The sequence below is a fragment of the Streptococcus sp. oral taxon 071 str. 73H25AP genome, assembly GCF_000146755.1.
GTDB classification, from domain to species: Bacteria; Bacillota; Bacilli; order Lactobacillales; family Streptococcaceae; genus Streptococcus; species Streptococcus oralis_T.
On record NZ_GL397254.1, the window covers coordinates 645,475 to 661,182 of the forward strand.

At 39.8% G+C, this 15,708-nt stretch carries 15 protein-coding genes; 13 read left to right on the top strand and 2 right to left on the bottom strand.

Annotated features, from left to right (window positions below; all coding sequences use genetic code 11):
* The first annotated feature begins 35 nt into the window (after window positions 1-35).
* Both sufB and HMPREF9189_RS05470 read left to right on the top strand, forming a co-directional pair.
* Window positions 36-1,448, top strand: coding sequence for a Fe-S cluster assembly protein SufB (gene sufB, locus HMPREF9189_RS05465; RefSeq protein WP_000797072.1), 1,413 nt, complete (start codon window positions 36-38; stop codon window positions 1,446-1,448).
* Between the two features lie 126 nt (window positions 1,449-1,574).
* A complete protein-coding gene (locus HMPREF9189_RS05470) occupies window positions 1,575-2,972 on the top strand; it encodes an APC family permease (RefSeq protein ID WP_001020290.1) in 1,398 nt (465 codons plus the stop codon).
* 22 nt (window positions 2,973-2,994) lie between these two features.
* Here the strand turns inward: HMPREF9189_RS05470 and HMPREF9189_RS05475 are convergent, their stop codons facing one another.
* Window positions 2,995-3,843: a YitT family protein gene (locus HMPREF9189_RS05475; protein WP_000619962.1), complete on the bottom strand. Its 849-nt coding sequence runs from the start codon at window positions 3,841-3,843 to the stop codon at window positions 2,995-2,997.
* A 144-nt stretch (window positions 3,844-3,987) separates the two neighbouring features.
* On the opposite strand from HMPREF9189_RS05475, the gene HMPREF9189_RS05480 reads away from it, so the two are divergent.
* Window positions 3,988-4,824 (top strand): DegV family protein, encoded by an 837-nt coding sequence (locus HMPREF9189_RS05480; RefSeq protein WP_000195447.1) that lies wholly within the window; start codon window positions 3,988-3,990, stop codon window positions 4,822-4,824.
* 105 nt (window positions 4,825-4,929) lie between these two features.
* Window positions 4,930-5,205: an HU family DNA-binding protein gene (locus HMPREF9189_RS05485; protein WP_001284631.1), complete on the top strand. Its 276-nt coding sequence runs from the start codon at window positions 4,930-4,932 to the stop codon at window positions 5,203-5,205.
* 275 nt (window positions 5,206-5,480) lie between these two features.
* Here HMPREF9189_RS05485 and HMPREF9189_RS05490 read toward each other — a convergent pair whose 3' ends face one another.
* On the bottom strand, window positions 5,481-6,467 hold the full coding sequence (locus HMPREF9189_RS05490; protein WP_000204722.1) for an L-lactate dehydrogenase: 987 nt from the start codon (window positions 6,465-6,467) through the stop codon (window positions 5,481-5,483).
* A gap of 194 nt (window positions 6,468-6,661) precedes the next feature.
* Between HMPREF9189_RS05490 and gyrA the strand changes: the two genes are divergently transcribed.
* The 9 genes from gyrA to HMPREF9189_RS05530 all read left to right on the top strand — a co-directional run bounded on the left by gyrA (window position 6,662) and on the right by HMPREF9189_RS05530 (window position 15,687).
* Window positions 6,662-9,130 carry a DNA gyrase subunit A gene (gyrA, locus tag HMPREF9189_RS05495; protein WP_001154057.1) on the top strand — a complete coding sequence of 823 codons (2,469 nt, stop codon included), beginning with the start codon at window positions 6,662-6,664 and terminating at the stop codon, window positions 9,128-9,130.
* Entirely contained in the window at window positions 9,130-9,876 is a 747-nt protein-coding gene (locus HMPREF9189_RS05500; RefSeq protein ID WP_000018514.1) for a class A sortase, read from the top strand. The genes gyrA and HMPREF9189_RS05500 overlap by 1 nt, the downstream gene beginning before the upstream one ends.
* Window positions 9,877-9,950: 74 nt before the next feature.
* Entirely contained in the window at window positions 9,951-10,367 is a 417-nt protein-coding gene (locus HMPREF9189_RS05505) for a hypothetical protein (RefSeq protein ID WP_000464450.1), read from the top strand.
* 26 nt (window positions 10,368-10,393) lie between these two features.
* Window positions 10,394-11,023, top strand: coding sequence for a hypothetical protein (locus HMPREF9189_RS05510; RefSeq protein WP_000359633.1), 630 nt, complete (start codon window positions 10,394-10,396; stop codon window positions 11,021-11,023).
* 372 nt (window positions 11,024-11,395) lie between these two features.
* Window positions 11,396-11,560: a hypothetical protein gene (locus HMPREF9189_RS12415; RefSeq protein ID WP_176601958.1), complete on the top strand. Its 165-nt coding sequence runs from the start codon at window positions 11,396-11,398 to the stop codon at window positions 11,558-11,560.
* 58 nt (window positions 11,561-11,618) lie between these two features.
* Window positions 11,619-11,966 carry a hypothetical protein gene (locus HMPREF9189_RS05515; protein ID WP_001008344.1) on the top strand — a complete coding sequence of 116 codons (348 nt, stop codon included), beginning with the start codon at window positions 11,619-11,621 and terminating at the stop codon, window positions 11,964-11,966.
* 124 nt (window positions 11,967-12,090) lie between these two features.
* Window positions 12,091-12,888: a formate/nitrite transporter family protein gene (locus HMPREF9189_RS05520; RefSeq protein ID WP_000254767.1), complete on the top strand. Its 798-nt coding sequence runs from the start codon at window positions 12,091-12,093 to the stop codon at window positions 12,886-12,888.
* A 149-nt stretch (window positions 12,889-13,037) separates the two neighbouring features.
* Window positions 13,038-14,318, top strand: coding sequence for an O-acetylhomoserine aminocarboxypropyltransferase/cysteine synthase family protein (locus HMPREF9189_RS05525; protein WP_000196306.1), 1,281 nt, complete (start codon window positions 13,038-13,040; stop codon window positions 14,316-14,318).
* Between the two features lie 94 nt (window positions 14,319-14,412).
* Entirely contained in the window at window positions 14,413-15,687 is a 1,275-nt protein-coding gene (locus HMPREF9189_RS05530) for a DUF2130 domain-containing protein (protein WP_001002650.1), read from the top strand.
* Window positions 15,688-15,708: the final 21 nt, after the last annotated feature.

Genomic DNA, 15,708 nt, shown 5'->3' on the forward strand with positions numbered 1-15,708 from the left:
TATAAATCATTAGAAATGAAGAAAGAAAGGATATTATGGCTGAAGAAAGAGTAGAACCAAAACCAATTGACCTTGGTGAATATAAATTTGGTTTCCATGATGATGTAGAGCCTGTCCTATCGACAGGAAAAGGACTCAACGAAGGTGTTATTCGTGAATTATCTGCTGCTAAGGGTGAGCCTGAGTGGATGCTAGAATTTCGTTTGAAGTCTTATGAAACCTTCAAGAAAATGCCTATGCAAACTTGGGGAGCAGACTTGTCAGAGATTGACTTTGATGATTTGATCTACTACCAAAAACCATCTGATAAACCTGTCCGTTCTTGGGATGAGGTTCCTGAAAAAATCAAAGAAACCTTTGAACGTATCGGAATTCCAGAAGCTGAGCGTGCCTATCTAGCAGGAGCCTCTGCCCAGTACGAGTCAGAAGTGGTATACCACAACATGAAGGAAGAGTTTGAGAAGTTAGGAATTATATTTACAGATACGGATTCTGCCCTCAAGGAATACCCAGACTTGTTTAAACAATACTTTGCGAAGTTGGTACCACCGACTGATAACAAGTTGGCAGCCCTCAACTCAGCAGTATGGTCGGGTGGAACCTTTATCTACGTGCCAAAAGGGGTCAAGGTAGATATTCCACTTCAAACCTACTTCCGTATCAACAACGAAAATACAGGTCAGTTCGAACGTACCTTGATTATCGTTGATGAGGGAGCAAGCGTCCACTACGTAGAAGGATGTACAGCACCAACTTATTCTAGCAACAGCTTGCACGCTGCCATTGTAGAAATTTTCGCTTTAGACGGAGCTTATATGCGTTATACAACCATCCAAAACTGGTCTGATAATGTCTATAACTTGGTAACAAAACGTGCCAAAGCTTTGAAAGATGCTACTGTTGAATGGATTGATGGTAACTTAGGTGCTAAAACAACCATGAAATACCCATCTGTTTACCTAGATGGAGAAGGGGCCCGTGGTACCATGCTTTCTATCGCCTTTGCTAATGCTGGGCAACACCAAGACACGGGTGCTAAGATGATCCACAACGCACCGCATACAAGCTCGTCTATCGTGTCTAAATCCATTGCGAAAGGTGGAGGAAAGGTGGACTACCGTGGACAAGTAACCTTTAACAAGAACTCTAAGAAATCTGTTTCTCACATCGAGTGTGATACCATTATCATGGATGACTTGTCAGCGTCAGATACCATTCCTTTTAATGAAATTCACAACTCGCAAGTTGCATTGGAGCACGAAGCCAAAGTATCTAAGATTTCAGAGGAACAACTCTACTACCTCATGAGCCGTGGTTTGTCAGAATCTGAGGCAACCGAGATGATTGTCATGGGATTTGTCGAACCCTTTACTAAAGAGCTTCCAATGGAATACGCAGTTGAGCTGAATCGCTTGATTAGCTATGAAATGGAAGGTTCAGTCGGATAAGAATATGCAAAATCTGAACAGGAATCCTTCCTGTTCAGATTTTTTTTCAAAAAAGAACCTAATAAATATTCACAAAAATACTTTTATATGGTAAAATAAAACAATTACATTTAGTGGAGATGAAGTATGAATATTTTTAGAACCAAGGATGTTAGTCTGGGGCGAACGGAAATGCGTCGCCATTTGAAATTATGGGATTTGATTCTATTAGGGATCGGTGCCATGGTAGGGACGGGGATTTTCACCATTACAGGAACAGCAGCGGCTACTCTAGCTGGTCCCTCACTAGTGATTTCCATTGTGATTTCTGCCTTATGTGTTTCTTTATCAGCTCTCTTTTTTGCAGAATTTGCCTCTCGTGTTCCTGCAACTGGGGGCGCGTATAGCTATCTCTATGCGATTTTAGGAGAATTACCAGCATGGATTGCTGGCTGGTTGACCATCATGGAATTTATGACAGCTGTTTCAGGTGTGGCGTCTGGTTGGGCAGCTTACTTTAAGGGTTTGCTCAGTAATTATGGTATCTCCATGCCCCAAGCCTTAAATGGTACTTTTAACCCCGAACAAGGCACCTATATCGACCTTTTACCCATTTTGGTGCTTGCTTTGGTAACAGGATTGGTTTTATTAAATTCTAAGGCAGCCTTACGCTTTAATTCGCTTCTAGTAATCTTGAAATTCTCTGCTCTAGCCTTATTTATCCTAGTTGGTATTTGGTACATCAAACCTGAAAATTGGTCGAATTTTGCTCCTTTTGGCTTTGGCCAGATTTATGGAGGAAGCACTGGGATTATGGCAGGTGCATCTTTGATGTTTTTTGGGTTTCTCGGATTTGAGTCTATTTCCATGGCAGTTGATGAAATCCAAAGCCCGCAAAAAAATATTCCTCGTGGAATTGTACTTTCCCTGACAATCGTCACCATTCTCTATGCCTTGGTAACCTTAGTATTGACAGGGATTGTTCACTACAGTAAGCTCAATGTGGACGATGCAGTAGCATTTTCATTACGGAGTATTGGTATCGGTTGGGCAGCCAACTATGTTTCGCTTGTAGCCATTCTAACCCTGATAACGGTATGTATTTCCATGACTTATGCTTTGTCTCGAATGATATATAGCTTAGCACGTGATGGACTTTTACCTCATAGTTTCAAACAACTAAGCAAGACCAGTCGCGTTCCTAAAAATGCGACCCTCTTAACAGGAGTTGTTTCAGCCCTTGCTGCCGGAGTGTTTCCTCTAGCCAGTATTGCAGCCTTCCTAAATATCTGTACGCTAGCTTATCTCATTTTACTAGCCTACGGAATAATAAAACTCAGAAAAGATAAGGGTATGCCCCAAAAAGGAGAGTTTAAAACTCCTTTGGTGCCACTTTTGCCAATCCTTTCCATCCTTATCTGTGTTTCCTTTATGCTTCAATATAGTCTAGATACCTGGATTGCCTTTGGCATTGCTCTTGTAGTTGGTCTAGTCATCTACTTTACTTATGGTTATCATCATTCAACCCTCACAGAAGAAAAATAAAAGCTGGGAATTCCCAGCTTTTTTAATCTTTCACATAAGTAAATCCTTCACCCAGAATTTCATGAGCCTCAGTGATGGTGATAAAGGCTTGAGGGTCGATTTTGTGAATCATATCTTTCATTTTTACGATTTCGTTTCGACCGACGATACAGTAGATAATTTTTAAATCCTTTTTGCTGTAGTATCCTTGACCAGATATAAAGGTAACGCCACGGCCAAGCTCCTCATTAATCTTATCAGCCAGTTGGTCAGGATATTGAGTAATGATGATAAATCCTTTGCCAGCGTAACCCCCTTCGCCAATCAGGTCAATAACGCGAGCGATGATGAAGTCAAACAAGAGAGTGTAGGTCACAAGACGGAGATCTTGGAAAATAAGCAGAATTAACATTAAAATGAAAAAGTCAATTCCAAAAAGCAATTTCCCAATCGAAATATTGGTGTATTTGTTAAGGATGCGGGCAACGATATCAGAGCCACCAGTGGTTCCACCAGCATTAAAGATAATTCCTAAACCAACTCCCAGTAAAACCCCTGAGACCAAAGCGACAATGATGAGATCCCCTTGCAAGTCGATGTGCAAAGGAATACGCTCAAAAATTGCTAGCCAAACGGAAAGTGAAATAGATCCTAAAAGACTGGAGTAGAGGGTCTTAGGTCCAAATATTTTCCAAGCTAGGATAAATAAAGGGATATTAATCAAGAGATTCATCAATGAGACAGGGATTTTAAAAAGATAGTAGGTAATCAAGGTGATACCTGTCGCCCCTCCCTCAAATAGATGATAAGGAACAACAAAGTAGGTGAGACCAAAGGCATAGATAGCTGCTCCAAATATAATCGTAATAATCGGTTGAACTTTTCGAATCATAGCTGTTCCTCGCTTTTCTATAGATAGATTATACCAAAAATTCAGTTTTTTTTAATTGGATTACTTATGATTTTTTATCATTTTTTTGATATAATAAGAGTGAAAAATCCCAATCCTATTGAGAAGAATAGAAAGATTGAACTTATGACACAAGTAAAAATTGTAACGGACTCTTCTGTTACTATCGAACCAGAAGTAGTTAAAGAATTAAATATCACTATTGTCCCCTTATCAGTTATGATTGATGGCGTACTCTACTCAGATGCTGATCTAAAAGAGGGGGAATTCCTTCATCTCATGCAACAAAGCAAGAATCTCCCTAAAACGAGCCAACCTCCAGTAGGAGTGTTTGCTGAAGTCTTTGAAGAGCTGGGAAAAGATGGCAGTCAGGTTGTTGCTATTCATATGTCTCATGCCTTGTCTGGAACGGTTGAAGCTGCTCGCCAAGGCGCAAGTCTCTCAAGTTCTGATGTGACTGTTATTGATAGTTCCTTCACAGATCAGGCTATGAAGTTTCAAGTTGTTGAAGCTGCAAAACTTGCTAAAGAGGGTAAAGATTTAGAAACTATTCTAGCACATATAGAAGAAGTGAAGAATCACACAGAGCTTTATATCGGTGTTTCGACTCTAGAAAACCTAGTGAAAGGTGGGCGTATTGGACGTGTGACGGGACTATTAAGCTCACTATTAAATATTCGTGTAGTGATGCAGATGAAAAACCACGAACTCCAACCAATCGTCAAAGGGCGTGGTGCGAAAACTTTCAAAAAATGGCTTGAAGAGTTAACGGTGGCCCTTACTCATAAATCAGTTGCAGAAATTGGAATTTCCTATGCTGGAACGAATGAATGGGCAAATGAGATGAAGAGTTTATTGCAAGCCTATGTTGAGAAACCAATCTCTGTACTGGAAACTGGCTCTATTATTCAAACTCATACTGGAGAGAATGCTTGGGCAATTCTAATCCGCTATAATTCCTAAAAAATAGAGAAAAATGTTTGAAATGGCGTTTTTGACTTGACCTATGGGCAATTTTAGGATATGATTATATTTGTTAATCAGAAATTATTTGGAGGATTTGTTAACATGGCAAACAAACAAGATTTGATCGCTAAAGTGGCAGAAGCTACAGACTTAACTAAGAAAGATTCAGCAGCAGCAGTTGATGCTGTATTTGCAGCAGTAACTGAATACCTTACAGCTGGTGAAAAAGTTCAATTGATTGGTTTTGGTAACTTTGAAGTTCGTGAACGTGCTGCACGTAAAGGTCGCAACCCACAAACTGGTAAAGAAATCGAAATCGCAGCTTCTAAAGTTCCAGCATTCAAAGCTGGTAAAGCTCTTAAAGACGCTGTTAAATAATGAATTTAGAAAAAGCCTATTGTATCAAGCTTTCTAGCTTGGTCAATAGGCTTTTTTTGTTGCTTTGGGGCATTTTGGGGGCAAAGACGAAAACTTTTTCATGACACATACCACTGTTGATTTCATTTCTTTAGTTATATATAAATTTAGGTGTTTTTTCAATCGAGTATTTGATATGATATATAACTTCTGATATAAGTAGTCTCTTGAAAAATAGGGTTTAAGCCTTTACAGTAAAAGAAAAAAGGTTCCCATGTTTGGGAACCTTTTTTTCATTAGTTTTTAGAAGCTGCTTGGAATTCAGGGTTTTTCCATGCTTCATCAATGATAGCTTGCAATTCTTTAGCAGATGCTTGCATTTTTTGAGTTTCAGCGTCGTTCAATGGGATGTTTACTGGACGAACGATACCGTGTGCACCAACAACAGCTGGTTGACCGATAAAGACGTTTTTAACACCGTATTGACCTTCTTGGAAGACTGAAAGTGGAAGTACTGCATTTTCGTCATCAAGGATTGCTTTTGTGATACGAGCAAGTGCTACTGCGATACCGTAGTAGGTAGCTCCTTTTTTGTTGATGATTGTGTATGCAGCGTCACGAACACCTTCGAACAATTCAATCAATTCAGCTTCTTGAACGTTTTGAGTATCTTTAAGGAATTCTTCAAGGTTTACACCAGCGATGTTGGCATGTGACCAAACCGCAAATTCAGAATCTCCGTGTTCACCCATGATGTAGGCGTGAACTGAACGAGCATCAACATCCAATTTTTCAGCAAGTGCTTGACGGAAACGTGCCGAGTCAAGTGAAGTACCTGAACCGATAACACGTTCTTTAGGGAATCCAGAGAATTTCCAAGTTGAGTAAGTCAAAACGTCAACTGGGTTAGCCGCAACAAGGAAGATACCATCAAAACCTGATTCAACAACTTGTGTTACAATTGATTTGTTGATAGCCAAGTTTTTACCTACAAGGTCAAGACGAGTTTCACCTGGTTTTTGAGGAGCACCTGCAGTGATAACAACAAGGTCAGCGTCTGCACAGTCAGAGTATTGAGCAGCGTAGATTTTTTTAGGTGAAGTGAAGGCAAGGGCGTGGCTAAGGTCAAGCGCATCACCAACAGCTTTTTCGTGTAATTGTGGAATTTCGATAATTCCAAGCTCTTGTGCAATTCCTTGGTTAACAAGTGCAAAAGCGTAAGATGAACCTACGGCACCGTCACCAACAAGGATCACTTTTTTGTGTTGTTTAGTTGAAGTCATTATCTAAACATCTCCTTCATTTTTTTTTAGGGGAATCCCCAGACACTTTCATTCTATCACTTTTAAAAAACTTTGTCACGAATATTCTATTCGGTTATCGATGTAAACGTTTTAGTGGTTTTCAAAGACTGAAATGAAGGACAAATTATGGTATAATATATCTAATTACTAATAGTGAAATGAGGCATTTATTAATGCAGGATAGAAATTTAGTGAATGTCAATCTGACAAAGGAGATGAAGACCAGCTTTATCGATTACGCTATGAGTGTTATCGTTGCGCGGGCTCTTCCTGATGTTCGAGATGGTTTAAAACCTGTTCACCGCCGTATTCTTTACGGAATGAATGAACTAGGTGTTACACCAGACAAACCTCATAAAAAATCAGCCCGTATTACAGGGGATGTTATGGGTAAATACCACCCACACGGGGATTCATCTATTTATGAAGCCATGGTTCGTATGGCTCAGTGGTGGAGCTACCGTTACATGCTTGTCGATGGACATGGAAACTTTGGTTCCATGGACGGGGATGGTGCCGCCGCACAGCGTTACACTGAGGCTCGTATGAGCAAGATTGCTCTTGAAATGCTTCGTGACATCAGTAAAAACACAGTTGATTTCGTAGACAACTACGATGCTAACGAACGTGAACCCTTGGTCTTGCCAGCTCGTTTTCCAAACCTTTTGGTCAATGGGGCAACTGGTATCGCTGTTGGGATGGCAACCAATATTCCACCTCATAACTTGGGTGAAACCATTGATGCCGTTAAGCTAGTCATGGACAATCCAGATGTGACTACTAAGGACTTGATGGAAGTCTTGCCTGGTCCAGATTTTCCAACTGGTGCCCTTGTTATGGGGAAATCAGGTATTCATAAGGCTTATGAGACTGGTAAAGGTTCCATTGTCCTTCGTTCTCGTACAGAGATTGAAACCACTAAGACTGGTCGGGAGCGCATCGTTGTAACGGAATTCCCTTATATGGTTAATAAAACCAAGGTGCATGAGCATATTGTTCGCTTGGTTCAGGAAAAACGAATTGAGGGCATTACAGCAGTCCGTGATGAATCCAACCGCGAAGGGGTTCGTTTCGTGATCGAAGTGAAACGCGATGCCTCTGCAAATGTTATCCTCAACAATCTCTTCAAGATGACCCAGATGCAAACCAACTTTGGTTTCAATATGCTGGCAATTCAAAATGGCGTACCAAAGATCTTGTCCCTTCGTCAAATTTTGGATGCTTATATCGAACACCAAAAAGAAGTGGTTGTTCGCCGTACTCGTTTTGACAAGGAAAAGGCAGAAGCGCGTGCGCACATCTTAGAAGGCCTTTTAATCGCGCTAGACCATATCGACGAAGTGATCCGTATCATCCGTGCTAGTGAAACGGATGCGGAAGCACAAGCTGAGTTGATGGGCAAGTTTAAGCTTTCTGAACGTCAAAGTCAGGCTATCCTTGATATGCGTCTTCGTCGTTTGACAGGATTGGAACGTGATAAGATTCAGTCTGAGTATGATGAATTGATCGCCTTGATTGCAGATTTGGCCGATATTCTTGCCAAACCTGAGCGTGTAGCGCAAATCATCAAAGAGGAATTGGACGAAGTCAAACGCAAGTTTGGTGACAAACGTCGTACGGAGTTGATGGTCGGAGAAGTCTTGACTCTTGAAGATGAAGACTTGATTGAAGAGACGGATGTCTTGATTACTCTCTCTGACAAAGGCTACATCAAACGTCTGGACCAAGGTGAGTTTACTGCCCAAAAACGTGGTGGTCGTGGAGTCCAAGGTACTGGAGTTAAGGATGATGACTTTGTACGGGAGTTGGTTTCAACCAGCACCCATGATCATTTGCTCTTCTTTACCAATAAAGGACGCGTATACCGACTAAAAGGTTATGAAATCCCTGAATACGGTCGTACTGCTAAGGGCTTGCCAGTTGTCAATCTATTGAAGTTGGACGAAGGTGAGAGCATTCAGACCATCATCAACGTTGAGTCTGAACGTAGTGATGATGCTTATCTCTTCTTCACAACTCGGCACGGTATCGTGAAACGAACCAGTGTTAAAGAATTTGCTAATATCCGTCAAAATGGACTTAAAGCTTTGAATCTCAAGGATGAAGATGAACTGATTAATGTCTTGCTGACAGAAGAAGATACAGATATCATCATTGGTACTAAGTTTGGTTATGCCGTTCGCTTTAATCAATCAGCCGTTCGTGGTATGAGCCGTATCGCGACAGGTGTCCGAGGTGTTAACCTCCGTGATGGAGACACTGTAGTTGGTGCTAGTGTCATCACTGACCAGGACGAGGTCCTTATCATCACTGAAAAAGGTTATGGTAAACGTACTCTTGCAACTGAATATCCAACAAAAGGTCGTGGTGGTAAAGGGATGAAGACAGCCAATGTTGCTGAGAAGAATGGCCCTCTTGCAGGTCTCCTCACTGTTAAAGGAGATGAAGACCTGATGATTATCACGGATACAGGTGTTATGATTCGAACAAACGTTGCCAATATTTCACAAACAGGACGCTCAACTATGGGAGTTAAGGTGATGCGTCTAGACCAGGATGCAAAGATTGTGACCTTTACAACGGTTGATGCGGTAGAAAAAGAAGAAGTTGGGACTGAAAACGAAACAGAAGGTAAAGCATAATGTCTCATAAAAAAACGAAAAGTAAGAAGAATAAGCGTAGGAATCTATTTCTCAATATTTTAGCGGTTTTCTTAATTCTTTTATCCTTAGCTTTGATCTTTAATTCAAAGATTCGAGATCTCTTTATGGTGTGGAACACCAATAAATACCAAGTCAATCAGGTTACTAAAGAAAATATAGATGAAAATCTCAAAACAGAAGGAAATTTTGATTTTGATTCGGTTAAATCTATCTCATCTGAAGCAGTTCTAGCCGCTCAGTGGGACGCTCAGAAGCTTCCTGTTATTGGAGGAATTGCTATTCCCGAAGTGGAGATTAACTTGCCAATTTTCAAAGGGTTGGATAATGTAAACTTGTTCTACGGAGCAGGAACCATGAAACCAGACCAAAAAATGGGAGAGGGCAACTATTCTCTAGCGAGTCACCATATCTTTACTGCTGAAAATGCCAGTCAAATGCTCTTCTCACCTTTAGTTAACGCTAAAGCGGGCATGAAAATTTACCTGACCGATAAGGATAAGGTTTATACTTATGAGATTACGGAAGTTAAACACGTTACTCCGGACCGAGTAGATGAAATCGAAGATCGTGAAGGAGTTAAGGAGATTACGCTGGTAACTTGTGTGGACTATAATGCGACTGAGCGTATAATTGTTAAGGGGATTTTTAAAGAATCAAAAGCTTATTCAGAGACTTCTGAGGATATTTTGAAGGCCTTTAATCAACCGTATAGACAACGTTATTAACCTCAAAAACCAGTGAAATTGCTTCTTCACTGGTTTTTTCTCAAATAGAGTCATCATTCAAAGGAGAATAATACATGTTCGAATATTTTTGGATTGGAATGAAAATGATGTGGGAAAGTCCTGTCTTTAGTTTTGCCTTTTACTTATTAACCTCTATTCTTTTACTAATCTTTTGGCGACGTTTTATAATTGTCAGTCGTAGTGGTGGTGATTTTTTTGCCCCGTTTCACATTGCCAATGGGAGACTTTATATTCACAATGCTTTTGTATTTGTGAAGAGAATCATTCCGCTGAATAACATCAAAATGATTGAAGTCAAATATATTCGAAGTGTCAAATTGAATGGGGCAAGGTATCATTTGTGTATTGAAAGAAAAGATGGAAAAGCTGTCAGTTTTTTCTTCGGACAATCAAAACAGAATGATCTCCTTGTGAAGAATCTAAAGAATGAAACTAAAAACTATCATATTAGAATTGTAATAGATGGATAAGTGTTTAGTTTAAGAAAGGAATGATCATGGATAAGCTACAAGAAGTCAGAGAAAATGAACAGTTAAGGACCTTACTGATGACTGAATGTGATATTTATTTTTATGACAAGATAAGTGAAGTCCAGTTTTCAGGGAACAATGAGGAATACTCTCTTGCCTGTAAGGCATTTGCTCAAGACGGTAGTGGGGGAGAATATGTTTTTCTTGAAGATAACAGCATAGGCTTTATCGGAAGTGAGGGCCAAGTGGGCAGAGTAGCAGAAAGTCTGAATGACTTGCTAACATTCCTACTGCACGCAGGTTGTATTTCGGATTTTAGCTGTCAGTATCTTTATCAGAACACAGACTTATTGAAAGCATTTTGTAGGGGCTATGTGTCTAAAATACGAGAAAGCTATCAGGTTAAGCAGGAAAATTGGGATCTGGTACGAGGAAATATGGCTCAAAAACTATCACTTGATTTCAATCCTAAAAAACTAGAAGAAGTAGCCATGACATTTTATCAAGCGGCGACAAGGAAGCCTGTCTTTTCCTGTAAGTATATAGACGGTGAAGAAGAATATACCTGTGATTCAGTTTTGTCGGACATTGTGGGCTTGTGGACGACAGAACTTGTAGGAATGAGTAGAGAAGAAATCGAAAGCTATAAAACTTGATAATGTATGATGCTTGTAAGATGATCATTCAACTTTAATGGTATCTTTTCAATGTGAAAGGAAATTGGTCAGTAGGTTGAAAGATTTATCGTAAGAAACCGAAGAATGCTTGGCATAAGAGAGGATAGATAATGAGTCAGTTAAGAGAAAAGTCTTTAGTTAGGCTCAAAGAAGACATAACAAGTAGTTTTCCATTTGACAAGGATCTTCCTATGATATTCTTGGGAGGAATTGCCAATATGGCTGGACACTGAAACTTCATAGGAAAATCTGGGAAGTCTTATTCTGGATATCATATTTCACATTTTAGAGAACTAAGTGAAGATGAGATATAGGACTTTCGCAGTAGGAAAAATAGATGAGGAGTTGACAATGAATAATCAGATTGACTTGGTACTTCCGAACCTATACGCAGAATTCTTGAGTAGAATTGACAAGGCAGGAGAGTTTGTAATAGAGAATACAGGTATCACCTTATACTCAAGGCTGGATTTGGTAGAAAAAAATTTTATGATACCATTTGAACCTTATGGTTGAAGTAACTTCTGTTAAATAGTGATGTTGTGTTAGATTATACTAATTTGGAGAGTGAACAATGAATTTCGATAAGAGTTTACAGCAATACACTTATGAGCATGAAGGAGTGACCTTTGTTTGGGACGAAGAGCCTGATTGTGACTTTATAGATAAAGTTGAACTGTTATCAAAAAATTATCAGGAAAATCTCAATAGAATTATCAACTTCATGCTAGCTGATCTTAAGGAAATGTATGGAGAAGTCAGCGAGGAAGATATGAAGAACAAGCTGGGGCAACCTATCATTGATTACAATCAAGGGACAGTTAGTTATTGTGAGCAAACCTTCGATGACTGGCACCTATTTGAGTTTGAATTTTTGGATGATCAATTTGAAACATTGAAATGTTTTTCTGTTAATGGGTAAAGGAGAGATTTATGGAATTCCTCCAATGCCTTGATTTTCTTTGTAGAAAACGTATACAAGAAAGGCTTTTCAAAATGCGTGCTTTATGTTATAATATTCACAAATAAAAGTTTAGGAGTATTTTATGGTTTCTTCAGAATTTATTTCAAAGATTGAATTTGCTTGTAAGAAGAAAGAAAGTCTTTATAATCAAAGCAAATTCAAATATGCGATTCGTTCCATGTTTGCAGGAGCTTTCTTAACGTTTAGCACTGCTGCTGGTGCAGTTGGGGCTGACTTGATTAATAAAATTGCACCTGGTAGTGGACGCTTCCTCTTCCCATTTGTCTTTGCTTGGGGATTGGCCTACATTGTCTTCTTAAATGCTGAGTTGGTAACTTCAAACATGATGTTCTTGACAGCTGGTAGTTTCTTGAAAAAAATCTCTTGGAGAAAAACAGCTGAGATTTTACTTTACTGTACCTTGTTCAATCTCATCGGTGCTTTGATAGCAGGTTGGGGCTTTGCCCACTCAGCTGCCTATGCAAATCTGACTCACGATAGTTTCATTTCAGGGGTTGTAGAGATGAAGTTAGGTCGTTCCAATGAGTTAGTCTTACTTGAAGGTATTTTAGCCAATATCTTTGTAAACATTGCCATTCTTTCATTTGTTTTGGTGAAAGATGGTGGCGCCAAACTTTGGCTTGTCTTATCAGCAATTTACATGTTTGTATTCTTAACAAACGAACACATTGCTGCGAACTTTGCTTCTTTTGCGATTGTTAAGTTCAGTGTTGCAGCTGATTCAATTGCTAACTTTGACATACCTAATATTCTTCGTCACTGGGGTGTAACCTTTGTCGGGAACTTTATCGGAGGAGGTCTCTTGATGGGCTTGCCTTACGCCTTCCTCAATAAAAACGAAGATACTTATGTAGATTAAAAAACGGGCACGAGTTAATCGTGCTTTTTTGTTTGAGATGTAAGACTAGTCATAGTTGTTCCTTATATCAAAATATAGAAAAACGGTATTGGAAAAGACTAGCCCAAGATGGTACAATATCCGTAATGAAGCTATTTGGAGGTCGTCTTATGACTCGTGATTTTAAATTTGAAACTCTACAATTACATGCTGGGCAAGTCGTTGATCCAGCAACTAAGTCTCGTGCAGTACCGATTTATCAAACAACATCCTTCGTTTTTGATGACACGCAGGAAGGTGCAGATCTGTTTGCCTTGAGAAAACCAGGCAATATCTATACTCGTATTACCAACCCTACAACAGCGGCATTTGAAGAAAGAATAGCCGCTCTTGAAGGTGGTGTTGGAGCACTAGCGACAGCATCAGGTATGGCTGCTGTAACCTACACTATTTTGGCGCTTGCTCACGCAGGTGACCATGTGGTAGCGGCGTCAACTATTTACGGTGGGACCTTTAACCTCTTGAAGGAAACCCTTCCTCGTTATGGGATCACAACTACCTTTGTGGATGTGGATAATTTGGAGGAAGTTGAAGCAGCTATCGGTGACAATACCAAACTTGTCTTGATTGAAACCTTAGGGAATCCCTTGATTAACATTCCTGACTTGGAAAAATTGGCTGAGATTGCGCATAAACACCAGATTCCTCTCGTTTCTGACAATACTTTTGCCACACCATATTTGATTAACGTTTTCTCTCACGGTGTCGATATTGCCATTCACTCAGCAACTAAGTTTATTGGTGGACATGGTACGACTATTGGCGGTGTCATCGTGGACAGTGGTCGTTTTGATTGGGAAGCATCAGGGAAATTTCCGCAGTTTGTAGAGGAAGATCCTAGCTACCACAACTTGAGCTATACTCGTGATGTTGGGGCAGCAGCCTTTATCATCGCTGTTCGTGTCCAATTGCTCCGTGATACTGGTGCAGCCTTGTCGCCATTTAATGCCTTTCTCTTGCTCCAAGGGCTTGAAACTCTCTCTCTTCGTGTCGAACGCCATGTGCAAAACGCAGAGAAAATTGTTGATTTCCTTGTCAACCATCCTAAGGTAGAGAAGGTAAATTATCCAAAACTTGCTGACAGTCCTTACCATGCCTTGGCTGAGAAATATTTGCCAAAAGGTGTTGGTTCAATCTTTACCTTCCATGTTAAAGGTGGAGAGACAGAGGCTCGCAAGGTGATTGATAATTTGGAAATCTTCTCTGACCTTGCAAACGTAGCAGATGCCAAATCGCTTGTTGTCCATCCAGCGACAACCACTCACGGTCAGTTGTCAGAAAAAGATCTAGAAGCAGCAGGTGTCACACCAAACCAAATCCGCTTGTCTATCGGTCTTGAAAATGTAGAGGATTTGATTGAAGATTTGCGTTTGGCCTTGGAAAAAATTTAAAGTAACAGATATAAACAGTGGGTTTCGACTCGCTGTTTTTGATTTTCCCTCAGGCATGATATAATGGTTACAGAAGTCTAGAAAGAGGAAAGATATGAACGAAATCAAATGTCCCAACTGTGGGGAAGTTTTTACGGTAAATGAGAGTCAGTATGCTGAACTTTTGTCCCAAGTGAGAACGACAGAGTTTGATAAGGAACTACACAATCGCATGAAGCAGGAGCTTGCTCTAGCTGAGCAAAAGGCTATGAATGAGCAACAGTCTATACTAGCTCAAAAAGACCAAGAAATTGCGCAATTACAGAGTCAAATCCAAAACTTTGATACAGAAAAAGAATTGGCTAAGAAAGAAGTTGAACAGACAAGTCATCAGGCTTTATTGGCAAAGGACAAGGAAGTACAGGCCTTGGAAAACCAATTGGCTACCTTGCGTTTAGAGCATGAAAACCAACTGCAAAAAGCTCTTTCTAGTATAGAGAGTGAACGGAAAGAACTGCAGCATCAATTACTTCTTCAAGAGAAGGAAAACGAACTGAACTTAGCTTCAGTTGAACGAGAATATAAGACTGAGTTAAGATTGGCTAATGAGCAAGTTGAACTGTACAAGAATTTCAAGGCTCAACAATCGACCAAGGAAATCGGAGAAAGTTTAGAGAGATATGCTGAAAGTGAGTTCAACAAGGTCCGTAGTTTCGCCTTTCCAAATGCTTATTTTGAGAAGGATAACAAGGTCTCTGCGCGTGGATCTAAGGGTGACTTTATCTTCCGTGATTTTGATGAAAATGGTCTAGAATTCATTTCCATCATGTTTGAGATGAAAAATGAAGCCGATGGCACAAAAAGTAAACATAAGAATGCCGATTTCTACAAAGAGTTGGATAAGGACAGACGAGAAAAAAACTGTGAGTATGCAGTTTTAGTAAGTATGCTTGAAGCTGATGACGACTCCTTTAATACAGGCATTGTCGATGTTAGCCATGTGTATGAGAAGATGTATGTCGTCCGTCCTCAGTACTTTATCCAGTTGATTGGACTCTTGCGTAACGCTGCCCTTAATTCCCTAAAATACAAACAGGAGTTAGCTCTCATTCGTGAACAAAATATTGATATTACTCATTTTGAGGAAGATTTGGATGCATTTAAGGTGGCTTTCGCTAAAAACTATAATTTAGCTTCTGACCACTTTAGCAAAGCCATTGATCAAATCGATAATACAATTAAGAGTATGGAAAAAGTAAGAGATTTATTGATGAAATCAAAAAAACAACTTCACTTTGCAAATAATAAGCTGGATGACGTTTCCGTTAAAAAACTAACGCGTAAAAACCCAACTATGAAAGCGAAATTTGAAGCGCTGAAGGGGGAGTGAGGTTATTTTAAAAACAGGAGT